The organism is Ferruginibacter sp. (assembly GCF_049840995.1).
Taxonomy (GTDB): domain Bacteria; phylum Bacteroidota; class Bacteroidia; order Chitinophagales; family Chitinophagaceae; genus Ferruginibacter.
Genome location: NZ_JASGIP010000004.1, coordinates 287,874 through 303,521, shown reverse-complemented (window position 1 = coordinate 303,521; position 15,648 = coordinate 287,874). Strand labels below are relative to the sequence as shown.

The window sequence follows — 15,648 nt, the reverse complement described above, 5'->3', positions numbered from 1 at the left end:
ACGGAAAAGGATTACATCCCCTTTTCCAGCTTGTTCCCTGATGTAACTTTTGCACTACTGTAAACTCAGATTCAGTTCCCTGATCGTTAGTTTGAAGTTGCTTATGTAAACCGGTAGCTTTTACTGCTCAAACAAAAAAGCCTTACAAGGAGCTTTAGATAAAACGTTTTATTGCCTGTTTGCCCACTATTACATTCATTGCATTTTCGGCATAGGTCTTTCCTATCAGCAATTGTATCTTACCAATATGCACCGCTTCATTATCCAGTGCGGTTACTTTTTGGATATTGATAAGATGTGTGCGGCTGATGCGTACAAACAAATGATGCGGTAACTGCTGTTCTAAATTCTTCAGGCTTACCAGGGCAATTTTCTTTTCGCCATTCTGTAAAAAAAGATGTACAAAATCGCCCAGCGATTCTGCATATAACAGGTCCGCATAAGCGATCTTTAAAAAAACATTCTTGTCTTTGATGAAAAAAGATTCCTCGTCTTTTGTCTGAAAGGCTTCGGCGGCCGGTGTGGTGGCTTTGATATTGGCCAGCACTTTTACTTTATCAATGGCCCGCAACATGCGTTCTGGTTTTACCGGTTTTACCAGGTAATCCACTGCATCCAGCTCAAAAGCATCGGCTGCATAACTGGTGTGCGAAGTAATGAAAATGGTAAAGGGCAACTGCTTCAGGCTTTTGGCCAGCTGTATGCCGGTAAGGCCGGGCATTTCCACATCCAGCACCAGCAGATCGGGTTGAAAGTGCTGTAATTGCTCCCTGGTAATCAACGCGTTCTCGCAAGTGCATAAACATTGCAGGCCAGGAATACTGTTCAATTGCTGTAAGGTATATTCCCGGTAAAGTTCGTCGTCATCTGCCAGTATATATGTCAGGGGGTCAGGCATAACTAGGGTACAAAATTAACCCTTTTTTACCTTTCGGGCCTTTATCTACTCAAAATTAGCATTCATCTACTTGTGGATAGTTTTTAACTACTTTCTCTATAATGTTAGTGGAGTATTACTATTTTTGTTTCGGTTTTTCATAGGATATTGGATTTTAAACGGGGCAGGATTTTCATCCAGCCCCCATTTTTTTAGAAACGCTACTAATTTTTCGATATACGTTCCGTGGCTGAAGCAGGTGCGCTTTATAATCCATTAACCACTTGCCTTATCCACGTCCCGCAGCGTAAAACCTGCGGGATTTTTGTGTCCGCAATTTTTAATTGCGGTTTTTCATTTTACCTGTTGACCCGTTGGCTCCGGGGGTCAAATTAAATATATATTGCGGATCCAGCCCTGCTTCGGGGCGGTGTGATACATATAATATGGCCGTAGTGGTTTCGGCAGCTATTTTATTGATGAGGGCTGTGAACAGCAGGATATTATTGTCGTCCAGGCTGGCGGTAGGTTCATCCAATATCAGCAGGGGCGGATGCTTTACCATGGCCCTGGCGGTAAGTACCATGCGCTGCCTTCCCAATGGTAAAAAACAAAAGGGCTGATCTTTTTCTTCAAACAAACCGATGGTCCTCAGCCAGGCCTGCGCTGTTTTAACCTGTGTTTCGTTGGGCACAACATATAATCCAATTGAATCGAAAAAACCGGAGAGCACCATTTTTTCCACCGAATCCAGGCGGGGAAAGAACTGCGCCAGCGTGGAATTTACATACCCGATATTTTGCTTGATATCCCACACCGTTTCGCCACTGCCTTTTTTTATACCAAACAATACCAGGTCTTGTCCATAACCTTTTGGGTTATCACCGGTGATCAAACTGAGGATCGTGCTCTTGCCACTACCATTAGGTCCGGCCAGCTGCCAGAACTCGCCTGGCTGTACTGTCCAGTTAATTTTATCAAGAATGGCACGGCCATCATAACTCACGGATACATCATTTAATTGCAGTAATGGACCTGCAGGTAAATCATAACCATGCAATGCCGGCGGAATGTTCCCGGGAAAATATTTTTTTACAGCACTGTTCTTTTCCTTTAAATAAACATCCAACTTTTGCTGTGCCGTTATTTTATTATGGTTTACCAACAATACATCATTGATAAATGGCAGTATATCTTTTTGCCTTGCAATCACCTGCACTATCAAAGTATGCGTTGCTGCCTGCTGCAGTGTTGCAACAATATGTTGTTGTGCGGCGCTGTCTAAATTATCCAGTACATTATCCACTACAATAAAAGGTGGATCTTTTTGTACGAGGTAATGCAGCAATGCTTTTTTCTGTTCGCCACTGCTCATACTTTTTAAACTGCTGTTGGCTGCCGTGGTTATTTCAAAATGATCGTGCAGTAATTCTTCTTCAATTATTTTATTGATGGTGATATGAGAGTACAATGCACCTTCACCCGCAGGCAATGTGGTGATATCTTTTAATAAAGTGCCATTCAGTAAATTTTCGATTACCAGGTCATAATTACAATCGGCTGCAATATCAACGGCCCAATGTTGTATGGTATCCTTCACGCTGCTTACAATTTTTGAGTCAGCAAATTAACGCTTTCTGTTTTTATAATTCAAAGTAACAACATTGATATGTACAGGTGGCCATTGTATAAAATGCGCTGAAAAGTTGATTAATTCAGAATACACTATCTTTGCATTTCTCCACACAGCAAATACGGCAGGTTGTAAGCCGGTGGTACAAAATAATCTTGCTGATCTCGAAAATACAACGTCCTTTCAGCCATACATATAAACCATTATTAATGGACTTTAAAGAACTGGGTTTAATTGAACCCATATTGAAAGCTTTATCCCAGGAGGGTTACAGCAATCCCACACCTATACAGCAACAGGCTATTCCGCTGGTATTACAGCAACAGGATCTTTTAGGTTGTGCACAAACCGGCACCGGTAAAACAGCGGCTTTTGCCATCCCGATCTTACAATTACTCTACCAGCAAAAACAACATGTGCCGGGTATAAAAGTGTTGATACTTACGCCAACAAGAGAGTTAGCGATACAGATCAATGATAGTTTTGCTGCTTATGGCAGGCATACCGGCATTTCGCATACGGTGATATTTGGTGGTGTGTCGCAATTGCATCAAACCATTGCTTTAAAAAAAGGCGTGGATGTTTTGATCGCCACACCGGGCAGGTTACTGGACCTGATGAGCCAGGGTTTTATCAACCTGCGTCACCTGCAGATCTTTGTGCTGGATGAAGCCGACCGCATGCTCGACATGGGCTTTATCAATGATGTAAAAAAAGTAATTGTGCGCCTGCCGGAAAAAAGACAAACCTTATTCTTTTCGGCCACCATGCCGCCCGAAATACAAAAGCTGGCCAATGTATTATTGACCAATCCTGCTAAAGTGGAAGTGACCCCGGTTTCTTCTACAGTGGATGCTATTGAACAAAGTTTGTATTATGTAGCCAAGCAGGATAAGAATAAATTATTGCTGCACTTATTGAAAGACAGCAGCATTGCAAACGTGCTGGTGTTTACCCGTACCAAGCACGGCGCCGATAAAGTAGTAAAGATCTTACAGAAAGAGAACATTACTGCGGCAGCTATACATGGCAACAAATCGCAGAATGCAAGACAGAATGCACTCAACAATTTCAAGAATGGTAATGTAAGGGTATTGGTTGCTACTGATATTGCAGCAAGGGGTATTGATATTGACGACCTGGGGCATGTGATCAATTTTGAATTGCCCGAAGTACCGGAAACTTATGTGCACCGCATTGGCCGTACCGGCAGGGCTGGCAATACCGGCATTGCCTTTTCATTTTGCGATGCAGATGAAAAAGCAGAACTGAAGGATATCCAGAAAGTGATCGGCAAGACCATCCCGGTAAACAGCGAACACCCCTATCCGTTAGCTGCTGATGCACAACCAACACCTGCAGCGCCCAAACAGCAGCAAAGGCAACATTTTAAGCCCCGTGGCAATAAATTCAACGGGCAGAAGAGAAATGATAAAAGAAAATTCAGCCCGGCGAAGGGGTAAGAAAATAAATTGTATAAATATGGGCCGCTTTATGCGGCCCTTTTTATTCCCGGTATCTTTTCAAAATAATAATTATCTTCATTGGCATAATTTAACCCGCTTTATTTTGGATCAACTGCTTTCCTATTTTTCCGGCAAAGGCATTCCTGCCCATGAAGTGACAGCTATCACTGCCGCTTTTATATTTAAAAAGATCGGCAAGGGCGATCATTTTGTGCAGGAAGGCAAGACCAGTAAATACCTGGCTTTTGTAACCAAAGGTCTGTTCCAGTATTATTATAGTAAAGAGGGTAAGGAGATCACTACTTATATTGCCGGCGCCAACTCTTTTTTATTATCCATCATCAGTTTTTACAAACAGCAACCCAGCAAAGAAAATATAAAGGCACTTGCAGATGCAGAATTGTGGATGATACATTATGATGACCTGCTGGTATTAAAGCAACAGAATGAAGGATTCCGCTCTTTCTATATCGCTGCACTGGAAAACCTGGCCGTGGGCATGGATGAGACCCGCAGTAATCTTATTACGCTTACTGCAGAAGAGCGTTATGCGGTGTTGATGAAAGAAGAACCTGCATTGCTGCAGCAGATACCATTGCAATACCTTGCTTCCATACTGGGCGTTACACCCCGCCACCTCAGCCGCATACGCAATAATTACTGAGCTTTTTATTTATGGACATTTGTCCAGCACCACGACTTTTCGCTGTTTCATCTTTGTGTTCTAAACAAACAACAATATGAAACAACATTTTTTTACAGCGCTTGTATTAATGGCGGCTGCCTCTACTGAAGCTCAAAATAAATTTTCCAAAAACGAATTAAGTGTGAACGCTTTCCGCAATCCTTCCATTGGTTTGGAATACCGTTACCACCAGGTATCGGTTCACGCAGGTTATTACACCACTGCATTTAAAGCGGGTGAGTATACTAATTTTCTAAAAACCGGTGTTACGTATTGGTTTGCACCGGTTGACAATAAAGAGATCCCCTCCTCTTTTTATGCCGGCGCTTCCTATATGCGTGGTATCAACCGCGATTACAAAAATAAAAATGCCGTTGCTGCTGAAGCCGGCTTCCGCTGGATGCTATGGAAAGGTTTGAACCTGCGCATCGGCGCCATTGCTGTAACAACCAAAGACAAGGGCATCAAAGTAAATCCCACACCAGGCATCAGCTATTCTTTCTCCTTTTAAAATTATGAGCGATGCATTATTGGACAAATGTCCTGCACCAGGGCAAATACATCCGATAGCTTTGCATCATCAATCAAAACAAACACTTATACAATGGAAAATTCTTTTTTAAAAAACAGCAAAACAACCGGTTGGTTTTTAATTGCAGGCGCCGTTGGCGTATTGATCCCTTACACTATCCTTACCATGATATTTGAATACCCTGTGATACTGCGCCAGGAAACGGGCGTAATACTCACTAAATTTTACGAAGGCGGCAGCAGGCTGATATGGACATGGTTTGCTTTTGCATTAGTGGGCCTGCCATTGATACCCGCTTATATCCGGCTGGGGCAAAAGCTGGAACAGCGATCAGCATTGGTACGTACCGCTACTACCATCGGAGTAATTGGTTTGCTGGTGCAGATGATCGGCCTGTTAAGATGGACATTCGTGGTACAAGTTTTAGCAAATAACTATGTGCATGCTACAGATGAAGCAACAAAATCCGCAGTTGTTACAGCTTTTAAAACCATACACCAGTTTGGCGGTGTAATATTGGGCGAACACCTGGGTCAGTTGTTCACGATTATTTGGACCATCTTAATGTCGGTTGTTTTTAGCAGGCTTAAACTGATGCCGAAATGGATCAATATACTGGGCTTTGTAAGCGCCTTTATTTACCTGCTGGCGCAAGCTGAATTATTTGCTACGGTGATGCCCGGCTTCCCTGTTTGGAATATGGCAGGATTCATTGGCAGCACATTATGGCTGGTATGGTTGGTGGCAACAGGTATTCTACTGATCCGTAAAAAATAAATGATCATTATATCAAATCAAATTTACAATGACCACTAAAATCATTTTACTGTTCACTTTAATTGTGTACAGTATTATCACCAGCCAGTCTTTCATGTATTTACTCTCTTTAAAATCTGCACAACTCGATCTGAGTGCCAATGCCTATATTGAATTCAGGAAACTGGTGGATGCTGCTATGCGGAATAATTTCAAATACGTGATCTATGCTGCGTTATTAAGTAATTTATTGTTGCTCATCGCAGCAATCAAGCATCCTTCTGGTTTATTATTTATCACAGTTGCAATTGCTTTTATTGCGTTGGTGATCGATACTACACTTACGATAAAAGGCAATATGCCCATCAATGATATGATCAACAGCTGGTCAGTTAACAACTATCCATCCAACTGGGCAGAGCAACGCACAAAATGGCTCGATATTTTTCAATACCGTCAAATAGCCAATATCACCGGTTTCATAAGTTTGTTGGTGGGAACAGTATTTGGGTTGAGATAAGTTAGGGGTTGTTTTTGTTACGGGTTAGTTTTGTTACGGGTTAGTTGATCGTTAGCGAAAAAAGCATTTCTAATACTCGCAAACGATCAACTAACCCGCAACCCGTAACTCATACCCCGCATCCCGCAAACCCGTAACAAAAAAAAAGCCCCCACAAATGGAGGACTCTTTTATCTGAGTTGAGGTTGAAACATATCTATTCCGTTCTTGCAGTAGCCGCATCAATTATTTTTCCAAAAAAGAATCGCATTCATCATCAGCTTGCTGCCGCCTAGCCAGAAGGCCCGGAAATTAGGATTGTTATCAATATTAATAATTCTTCCGCTACCCACCACATTTACAATTACCGCAGCAGAATTTTTAATAGCATCACTGTTCTCTTTACTCAGCCAGCCACTTTGCAAAGGATTTTCCTTATAATAAAATGGCGTGGCATAAGGATTCTTGCTTCTTTCCATATACACCCGGTTGGCTTTAAAAAAGCTTACCGTCTTATCATTATAGCCAAATGCTAGTGGATGTGTAAGATCTGCATCTGCTGCAAAGATAGCGCCGCTCATTTGTTGTGCACCATCAATTTCTTCCTGGTCACCGTAAGGAGTTCTCTTCGCACTGTCCACAGGGCTCTTCAATTTTTTTAAGGTGACCGAATTAATGCCGTTCTGTGCAGCCCATTGCACTGCTTCTTCCAAAAAGATCAAATTACCGCCGTTACTTACCCATGCTTTCAGTTTCTCTTTATTCAATTCATTATAATTACCTCCCACCATTATCAATGTATTGTAACGTGAAAGATCGGCACGATTAAAGATCGAAGGTTCCAGGTGTGTTGCAGGTATATTCATACGCTGATCCAGTAAATGCCATACTTCACCGGCATCGGTGGCATTCACACCCGGCCCTGTTATCATGGCAATGGAAGGTTTGATCAATGCAGCTACTTTCCTGCTGCCCATATCTATACCGCTGACAGCATTACCGGTTTGCAGTGCATAAAAAGAAAGATGGTATTTTTTTGCTACATCGCTTATCAATGCAAATAATTTATCTGCATCAATAGATTGATTGTTCACCGTGATCAGAATTGTTCCGGGATTGAAATTTTTATTACCTGTTGATACCGGTATCTCGAATTGCTCCGTAGCAACTTTAGTAAGTATATCATTCTGCTGCAGTTCGTACAATGCAGCAGGCGCCAGCAGATCGCTCCATTGCAGCAGGTAACCGTAATTACTTTTACCACCGTATACATTGCTGTTGATGGCATCATCACCGGTCACTTTTTGTCCCAGCAAATTATTATTGAATTGTACTGCACTCAATTCGCTATAGGGCAGGCCAAATGCCAGTGGCAAGGTCCATGCTGTGATATCGTAAAATATGCTGTCTTTATAATTCAGTGTTTTTTCAAAAATGGTACGCAATACTTTGTTTTGTGTTTGCTGCATAGGCACCACAAACGCATCATCTGCCTTAAAGATTTTTCCATTAACTGTAATATCATTTTTTGGTTTGTATACTGCTACCTGCTGGCGCAACAACATCGATACAAAAAGCGCTGTTTTATTCTTATCATTGGCATCGCCAAAAACATATCCTTGCACCGGCGCAGCAGCTGCTTCTTTTAAAGTATTACTGTAAAAATCACGCTGCCATGTTAAAAATTCTTTGCGCAGTTCTTTAGCGCCTTCCAGTGTGGAGAGTGCTGTTACAAACTGGTTCTTTATGGTGAATGGAAATCTTAAAATACCATTGGCAGTTTCCTGTGCGTGACCGCGGCTGCTGGCCTGTTCAAACAAGATGCCGATGGCACCATTGATATCAGGATAGGTGGACCCTTTTCCGTAATAAAAATCATCATAGTTTTCTTTCGTAAAATATAAAGACCCGATCTTATCCAATGCCTTTGCATGAAACTTCGCCAGCTTATTGGTAAGCTCCTGGTTCTTTTCTGGCGTTAATGGGTTTACCCTTGCAGGCACACCCGGTTGAAAAAAGAAAGTGGCATTACTTCCCTGTTCATGATGATCGGTTAAAATATTCGGTTTCCATTTGTGGAACCATTCTAAACGGTGTTGACTTTCCACATGCACCGAAGGCAGCCAGTCGCGGTTCAGATCGAACCAGTAATGATTGAATCGGCCACCCGGCCATACTTCATTGAACTCACGACTATTGGGATCAGTAACCAGGTTCTTACTTTTATGCTGGTTGGCCCATGTGCTGAATCGCTGCAGCCCATCGGGATTAAATGATGGATCGAATAATATCACTACATTATCCAAAAGCTCATCGATCTGTTTGCCCTGTGCGGCTGCCAGGTAATAAGCACTCAGCAAAGCAGCATTGGCGCCGCTGGGTTCGTTGCCATGTATCGAATGACCGATCCACACCACGATCGGCATATTATCAATATTTACTGAAGCTGATCTTGCAGGGTCGCTCAGCAATAAATGCTGCTGCCGGATCTCTTCCAGCCGTTGCTGATTTTTTGGAGACGTAATGATGAGTAATAATTGCGGCCTTTGTTCGTAAGTAAAGCCCATTGTTTCCAGCTTTATCCTCCCGGGTGCCGCTGCTGCAACGGCTTTCATATAATTCACCAGCCGGTCGTGTGTAACATGCCATTCGCCTACTTCGTGAAAAATAATATCTTTTGGTTTGGGAATAGCAGGATCATAAGTAACATCAGTTGGTAAGTAATAGCTCAGGTCCTGTGCATTGGTTTGCAATGCTGTTAAAAGAACGACCGCAATAAAAACAATTCTTCTCATACGCTTTGGTTGAAGATTGAAAATAGGTTGTTTGGGGGAAAGTACAAAGGCAATTTTGAGCTAGCTTAAGGAATGCTATTGGGTAACATTGGCAGAGTTTATTCTTCAATTTGCGGAATTTTGTTCAACGCCATATTTTTATTGGTCTTTATTGAGGCAGAAAAAAAATAGCATCTCAACAAATAATTAACGTTCCACCATTTCCAAAAAACAAAACCTGTTTGTATATTTATGTGCAGTTATTGCCATAACTGTTTCTCCCGATCTTATTACTTAAAAAATATTTACCGTGAACCGACGTGAGTTTACCAAGGGTACTTTAATGACCCTTACCAGTATTGCGTTTTTAGACCTGTTATTCACCAACCATTTATTTGCTGCGCCATTAAAAGAGATCTCCACCCAATGGCTGAAAGAATTGCATACCATGTGTAAAGACCTTAAAACAGACCGCATCACACCGGTGCAGTGGCAGGAAAAAATAACAGCGTTTCACAACCGCCTGCCGCTGGAAGACCTGGTGAAACTGATCGACTACGATAACGCCATGAAGAATTTTGAATATCCCGATAAAGGCGTGAATGTAAAAGACCCGGTATTGCCCAAAGTAAAAGGCATTTCGGAAAACTATGCTTTCACCGGTCGCATCTTTGGTATGAAAAAAGGCCGTGCCATTATTCCGCATGGGCACAGCAACATGGTTTCGTGCCACCGGGTATTGAATGGAGAAGTGCTATTAAAACAATACGACCGCATCAGGGATGAAGGTGATTACATGTTCATACAACAAACGCTGGAAGAAACCGGTAAGGCCGGAAGTTTTTCTTCCATTTCCGATCAAAAAGGCAATGTGCACTGGTTTGTTACCAACACCGATTATGCACATACTTTTGATGTTATTGTTGGTAATCTTAAACAACAATCAACGGAAGTGGATAATATCGACATGTACGAAGCAGAAAAAGCAGAGAACGGCCTATTGAAAGTAAAAAAGATGGACTGGAAGGAAGCGCTGGATAAATACGGCGATTCGCATCATTGATAATTTCGTGTACGCAATTACGCTACAGATAACACCAATTTAATCAAACAGGTCACTGCTCAAATATCGGTCTCCCCTATCGCACACAATAAAAACGATCACGCCTTCTTTTAATTCTTTCGCCAACTCAATGGCTGCATGCGCCGCACCACCGCTGCTCATGCCACTGAATATGGCTTCTTCACGTGCCAGTTTTTTTGCCATTACCCTTGCATCTTTTTCTGCAATTTCAATCACCCGGTCAATATTTTTCCGGTTGAAAATAGTGGGCAGGTATGCTTCGGGCCATTTGCGTATACCGGGAATTTTTGACCCGTCTGTTGGCTGGCACCCCACGATCTGTATATTATTATTTTGTTCCTTTAAATATTTTGATACGCCCATGATGGTGCCCGTAGTGCCCATTGCCGAAACAAAATGGGTAATCTTTTTATCCGTATCCCGCCATATTTCCGGCCCCGTGGTTTTGTAATGCATCCCCGGATTATCCAGGTTGCCAAACTGGTTCAGATTATGATAGCCCCCTTTTGCCAGTTGTTCATTCACATAATCAATAGCGCCTTCCATCGATCTTTCTTTCGGCGTCAATATCACTTTAGCACCAAAAGCTTCCATCGTCAGCACCCTTTCCCTTGTTGCGTCTTCGGGCATCACCAGTTCGATCGGCACTTTAAACAAACCTGCTATCATGGCCAAGGCTATGCCTGTATTCCCACTGGTAGCTTCTATCAGTTTAATGCCTTCTTTTATCTCGCCGCGGTCTATGGCGCCTTTTATCATACCATAAGCTGCACGGTCCTTTACACTGCCGCCAGGATTATTGCCTTCCAGCTTACCATATATCGTCACATTTTTATTGGTATTTAAATGTTTTAATTCCACCAGTGGTGTATTGCCCACGAGGTCCAGTATCGATGCCATAGCTTTTCTGTTAAACTAACTGCAAGTTACAGGGCTTTATGCCATGCAACTGTCAAATAGTCTACAAAAATTGCAGACTTTTAACAATTTCACTTACTAAAAACGAAATTTTATTCCGCTTTTACCGTTCCTGTAAATTAACAATACAAGTCTATAGTTTTGGTAGAGTAACAGTATATTTGCAAATAGATTAAATTATTGAAAGTGTATATAAACAGATCATTCGTATTTTTTTTACTGGTTATTTTAAGCTCCCGTGCAGCAGCGCAGCAAGGCTGGTGGAGTGCAAAACTGCAGCGCAATGATGGCAATGCCATCGCATTTACTTTTGAGTGGAGATCAGAAAAAGGTAAACCCGTTTGGTATATTCACAATGCGGCAGAAAATATCCGGGTGGATAATATTACAAAGAATGGTGATTCGGTGCTGGTGCAGATGCCGGTATTTGAATCGCAATTCAAATTACGATATGCAGACAATCAATTGACCGGTGTGTGGCTGAAAGGCGGCGCTGTAAGAACTCAATCCATTCCCTTTACTGCAGTACAGCACAATAAAAGATTTACTGCAACAACGCAGCCCGATAAAAATATTTCGGGCAGGTGGGCGGTTAATTTCGACAGCAATAAACCCAATGAATTATCGGTAGCGGAATTAAAACAAACAGGTAATAAACTTACCGGTACTTTTTTAAATCCCACCGGCGATTACCGTTACCTGGAAGGTGTTGTTACTAAAGATTCTCTTTTTCTTTCCTGCTTTGATGGCGGTCATGCTTTTTTGATCACGGCAAAGATTGATGACAATAAAAAGATCTCAGGGGGCACTTTTTATTCCGGCGCATTGTATAAAGAAAACTGGCAGGCTGTAAAAAATGCAAAAGCCACTGTTACAGAAGACAATGTGGCCATGTTTGTAAAACCCGGTGAGGAAAGGCTGCATTTTACTTTTAAAGACCTGCAGGGCAACCCTGTTTCCATCAACGATGAAAAGTTCAACAACAAAGTGGTGGTGATACAACTGATGGGCAGCTGGTGCCCCAACTGTATGGACGAAACTGCTTTTTTAAGTGATTACTATAATAAGAACAGGCAACGTGGTGTGGAGATCATTGCATTGGCGTATGAATACAGTACTGATTGGGATCGCTCTGTAAAAAGTTTGCAGAAATTTCAAAACAGGTTCAATGTACAATACACAGTTTTAAATACCGGTGTTACCGTGGTGGATACTTTACGCACCGAAAAAACATTGCCGGAAGTAACCCCGATCAAATTCTTTCCTTCTTCTATCATCCTGGATAAAAAAGGGAAAATAAGAAAACTGGATACCGGTTTTAATGGCCCGGCCACCGGTGAGCATTATATAGCTTACAAAAAAGAATTTTACGAAACCATCGATAAATTATTGACAGAAAATTAAATCGTACCTCATGGCAACAGAACTGGAATGCCCCGTTGATTTTGTAACGGTGAATGAAAATAAAGTAAGACTGATCGCCCTGCATGTTTTGATACTGGGTATCATTTTTATTGTATTTCCGCATTGGGGCATTGCGGCTTTTTTAACTATTGATTTCTTTTTGCGTGGGTTCAATTTTGGCAAATACAGTTTGCTGGGTATCATCAGCCAAAAAGAAGTGGAGTTGTTCAAGGTCCGTTCCAAACCAATTGACCAGGCGCCGAAAAGGTTTGCCGCAAAGATCGGTTTCTTCTTTTCAGCAGCTATAACCATCACCTCACTTTTGGACTATGGCACAGCCGCAATGGCATTGGCGGGCATCCTGGTAGTATTTGCATTGCTCGAATCCTTCCTGGGCATTTGCGCAGGTTGTTATGTGTATACTTATTATAAAAAATTCTTTGGCAGATCGGTACAAAATACACTTAACAGTAAATCAGCATAAAATATTTTTGAAGCCGGGCAACGTACCAGTTTCTAAAAGTATCATATAAGCGTCCGTTTTCCTTTGCGGGTGTGCAAAAATGAAACTAAAAGTGCCGTCCTTTCCCGGGACGGCATCTTTTTTATACAAGGTCTTTATTTTATTCTTAAATCGCCCAGGCCTTATCTCCTTTTTTATAAGGGAATGCGCCATCATACTTGCCCGGTATCGGGTTTAAGCGTAATGCCTGTTTGCAGCCGATTTCTGATGTAAAGAAACCGGTAAGCGTTAATTGCTTCAGCATGGTATAATAGTGAGAAGGTCCGCCTACATAATCAGGGTCCATTTCTTTTTTGGCTTTTTCCCTTGCTTCTTTTTCTCTTAAATCCCTTTGTTTATTGAATTCCTTCGCTTCTTTTTCAAGCGACACTAAAAACGCTTTGCGCTGGTCGGCACTGCAATCCATAAAAGATTTACCGTTGGCTTTTTTGCAGGCATCATTAAAACCTTTTATGCCTTCGTTAAAAACTTTTTGCTGCGCCGGGTTATAACAATCCGTTACCATCATCTTCATGAACGAAGCCACATCTGCTGCTTTAGCGCCCGGTGTAGCGGTTGCAGGCAAAATGGTTTCGCCTATCTCGTTCATCAAGGCCAAATTGTCGGCCGAAAAAGTGGAAGCATCCGCTTCTTTGGATGTACAACCTGCTAAAAACATATCGCCGCCAATTACAGCTCCGCCGGTTAATACTGCGATCATTTTTAAAAGTTCCCTGCGTTCCATAGTATTTTATTTTATGAATATTATAGGTTTTGTTTTTTTAATTCTTCTACTGCATGTGCAGCTGCCCTTGCAGTAAATGCCATGTAGGTAAGCGATGGATTCTGGCAGGCCGATGATACCATAAAAGCGCCATCCGTTACAAACACGTTCGGCGCATCCCATACCTGGTTCCATTTATTCAGCACCGATGTTTTGGGATCATTGCCCATACGTGCCGTTCCCATTTCGTGTATACCATGGCCCATCGCATGGCCACTGTCCCACGAGCGGATATTTTTTGCACCTGCCGCATCCAGCATATTCTTCAGTTCGTCCACAATATCCTTGCGCATTTTCATTTCATTTTCTTTCAGCTCTGCATCCATCGATAATACCGGTAAGCCCCATTTATCTTTTTTAGTTTTGTCCAGTGTTATCTTGTTATTATGATCAGGCAATATTTCACCAAAGCCGGTGGCACCGATCTGCCAGGGTCCCGGTTCGGTCAACGCATCTTTAAAATCAGCGCCAATATTCATCTCTGCAATTTCTCTTCTCCAGTTACTCCTGCTGGCTGATCCCTGGTAACCAAAACCACGCAGGTATCCCCTTTTATCGTTGCCCATATTTACAAAGCGTGGAATATAAAAACCAGTGGGCCTGCGGCCATAATAATATTTGTCTTCGTAGCCTTCAATTGACCCTGTGGCGCCCAGGTTATAATGATGGTCCATGATATTATGCCCCAACTGATCACTGCTGCTCCCTAACCCACCGGCCCATACATCGGTTGCAGAACGCATCAATATCCAGGCCGAATTCAATGCAGAGGCACAGAGGAAAACGATCTTAGAATTGAAGGTGTATGTCTTGTTACTTTCTGTATCCATCACTTCCACACCGGTGGCTTTCTTTTTATCCTTATCGTACAATACCTGGCTTACCAATGAGTATGGACGTACTGTAAGCTTACCTGTTTTCAATGCAGCAGGATAAGTGGATGACTGTGTACTGAAATAGCCACCGAAAGGACAGCCTTCCCAACAACGATCCCGGAACTGGCAGCCCGGTCTTTCGTTATGCGGTACCGTTATGTTCGCTACACGCCCGATGATCAGATGCCTTTCTCCTTTAAATTTTTCTTTGATCCTTGCAGCCACATCTTTTTCTACAATGTTCAGATCGATGGGTGGCAGGAATTGTCCGTCCGGTAAATTCACCAATCCTTCTTTTGATCCGCTGATGCCCGCAAATTTTTCTACATGATCGTACCAGGGTGCGATCTCGTCATAATTCACTGGCCAGGGAATTGCAACACCTTCTTTGGCATTCGCTTCAAAATCCATCGGGCTCCAGCGATAACTCTGCCGGCCCCATAAAATAGAACGGCCGCCAAATCGATAACTCCTCCACCAGGTAAATGGTTTTACTTCTGTGTAAGGACAATCTTTTTCGTTTGCCCAGGCGTCCATTACCTGCTCTGCTGCGGCCCAGCCACGATGTATCACCGGGTAATCTTTTCTTTGTTCTTCGGTAGTAGCACCGCGGTGTGGAAATTCCCAGATATTCTTTGTAGCGTTCTTGTAATCTTTTATATGTTCGTGTGGCCCTCCCCGTTCTAATAACAGAACGGTCAATCCTTTTTCGCACAATTCCTTGGCAGCCCAGCCCCCGCTGATGCCGGAACCAACTACTATTGCGTCATAAGTATTGTCGGCCATAGATCAATTAATAATTGAATAATTAATAATGAATAATTTTACCTGCTATAAAATACTTTTGTGCCTGGCAACC

14 protein-coding genes are annotated in these 15,648 nt (G+C 42.4%); 8 read left to right on the top strand and 6 right to left on the bottom strand.

Going from position 1 to position 15,648, the window contains the following annotated elements; genetic code table 11:
* Nucleotides 1-154: 154 nt before the first annotated feature.
* On the bottom strand, nucleotides 155-898 hold the full coding sequence (locus tag QM738_RS12085) for a LytR/AlgR family response regulator transcription factor (protein ID WP_462276977.1): 744 nt from the start codon (nucleotides 896-898) through the stop codon (nucleotides 155-157).
* Nucleotides 899-1,217: 319 nt separating this feature from the next.
* Complete coding sequence (locus QM738_RS12080) at nucleotides 1,218-2,477, bottom strand: ATP-binding cassette domain-containing protein (protein WP_462276976.1); 1,260 nt, start codon at nucleotides 2,475-2,477, stop codon at nucleotides 1,218-1,220.
* Between the two features lie 242 nt (nucleotides 2,478-2,719).
* On the opposite strand from QM738_RS12080, the gene QM738_RS12075 reads away from it, so the two are divergent.
* The 5 genes from QM738_RS12075 (at nucleotide 2,720) to QM738_RS12055 (ending at nucleotide 6,469) form a co-directional block, all read left to right on the top strand.
* Nucleotides 2,720-3,973, top strand: a complete 1,254-nt coding sequence (locus QM738_RS12075) for a DEAD/DEAH box helicase (protein ID WP_462276975.1) — start codon at nucleotides 2,720-2,722, stop codon at nucleotides 3,971-3,973.
* A 106-nt stretch (nucleotides 3,974-4,079) separates the two neighbouring features.
* Nucleotides 4,080-4,640 carry a Crp/Fnr family transcriptional regulator gene (locus QM738_RS12070; RefSeq protein ID WP_462276974.1) on the top strand — a complete coding sequence of 187 codons (561 nt, stop codon included), beginning with the start codon at nucleotides 4,080-4,082 and terminating at the stop codon, nucleotides 4,638-4,640.
* A 76-nt stretch (nucleotides 4,641-4,716) separates the two neighbouring features.
* Nucleotides 4,717-5,172, top strand: coding sequence for a hypothetical protein (locus QM738_RS12065; protein WP_462276973.1), 456 nt, complete (start codon nucleotides 4,717-4,719; stop codon nucleotides 5,170-5,172).
* Nucleotides 5,173-5,265: 93 nt separating this feature from the next.
* Nucleotides 5,266-5,970, top strand: a complete 705-nt coding sequence (locus QM738_RS12060) for a DUF4386 domain-containing protein (protein WP_462276972.1) — start codon at nucleotides 5,266-5,268, stop codon at nucleotides 5,968-5,970.
* A 28-nt stretch (nucleotides 5,971-5,998) separates the two neighbouring features.
* Nucleotides 5,999-6,469 carry a hypothetical protein gene (locus QM738_RS12055; protein ID WP_462276971.1) on the top strand — a complete coding sequence of 157 codons (471 nt, stop codon included), beginning with the start codon at nucleotides 5,999-6,001 and terminating at the stop codon, nucleotides 6,467-6,469.
* A gap of 221 nt (nucleotides 6,470-6,690) precedes the next feature.
* Here QM738_RS12055 and QM738_RS12050 read toward each other — a convergent pair whose 3' ends face one another.
* Nucleotides 6,691-9,243 carry a M14 family zinc carboxypeptidase gene (locus QM738_RS12050; RefSeq protein WP_462276970.1) on the bottom strand — a complete coding sequence of 851 codons (2,553 nt, stop codon included), beginning with the start codon at nucleotides 9,241-9,243 and terminating at the stop codon, nucleotides 6,691-6,693.
* Nucleotides 9,244-9,532: 289 nt separating this feature from the next.
* Here QM738_RS12050 and QM738_RS12045 point away from each other — a divergent pair, with 289 nt between their 5' ends.
* The gene (locus QM738_RS12045) at nucleotides 9,533-10,285 is read left to right on the top strand and encodes a hypothetical protein (protein ID WP_462276969.1); all 753 of its coding nucleotides are present in this window, start codon (nucleotides 9,533-9,535) and stop codon (nucleotides 10,283-10,285) included.
* A 39-nt stretch (nucleotides 10,286-10,324) separates the two neighbouring features.
* Here the strand turns inward: QM738_RS12045 and cysM are convergent, their stop codons facing one another.
* On the bottom strand, nucleotides 10,325-11,206 hold the full coding sequence (gene cysM / locus QM738_RS12040; RefSeq protein ID WP_462276968.1) for a cysteine synthase CysM: 882 nt from the start codon (nucleotides 11,204-11,206) through the stop codon (nucleotides 10,325-10,327).
* A 204-nt stretch (nucleotides 11,207-11,410) separates the two neighbouring features.
* Here cysM and QM738_RS12035 point away from each other — a divergent pair, with 204 nt between their 5' ends.
* Together QM738_RS12035 and QM738_RS12030 are read left to right on the top strand one after the other, a co-directional pair.
* Complete coding sequence (locus tag QM738_RS12035; protein WP_462276967.1) at nucleotides 11,411-12,628, top strand: peroxiredoxin family protein; 1,218 nt, start codon at nucleotides 11,411-11,413, stop codon at nucleotides 12,626-12,628.
* A gap of 10 nt (nucleotides 12,629-12,638) precedes the next feature.
* Nucleotides 12,639-13,112: a DUF4395 domain-containing protein gene (locus tag QM738_RS12030; protein ID WP_462276966.1), complete on the top strand. Its 474-nt coding sequence runs from the start codon at nucleotides 12,639-12,641 to the stop codon at nucleotides 13,110-13,112.
* Nucleotides 13,113-13,257: 145 nt separating this feature from the next.
* On the opposite strand, the gene QM738_RS12025 is transcribed toward QM738_RS12030, so the two are convergent.
* Together QM738_RS12025 and QM738_RS12020 are read right to left on the bottom strand one after the other, a co-directional pair.
* On the bottom strand, nucleotides 13,258-13,875 hold the full coding sequence (locus QM738_RS12025) for a gluconate 2-dehydrogenase subunit 3 family protein (protein ID WP_462276965.1): 618 nt from the start codon (nucleotides 13,873-13,875) through the stop codon (nucleotides 13,258-13,260).
* Nucleotides 13,876-13,895: 20 nt separating this feature from the next.
* On the bottom strand, nucleotides 13,896-15,575 hold the full coding sequence (locus tag QM738_RS12020) for a GMC oxidoreductase (RefSeq protein ID WP_462276964.1): 1,680 nt from the start codon (nucleotides 15,573-15,575) through the stop codon (nucleotides 13,896-13,898).
* Nucleotides 15,576-15,648 lie beyond the last annotated feature (73 nt).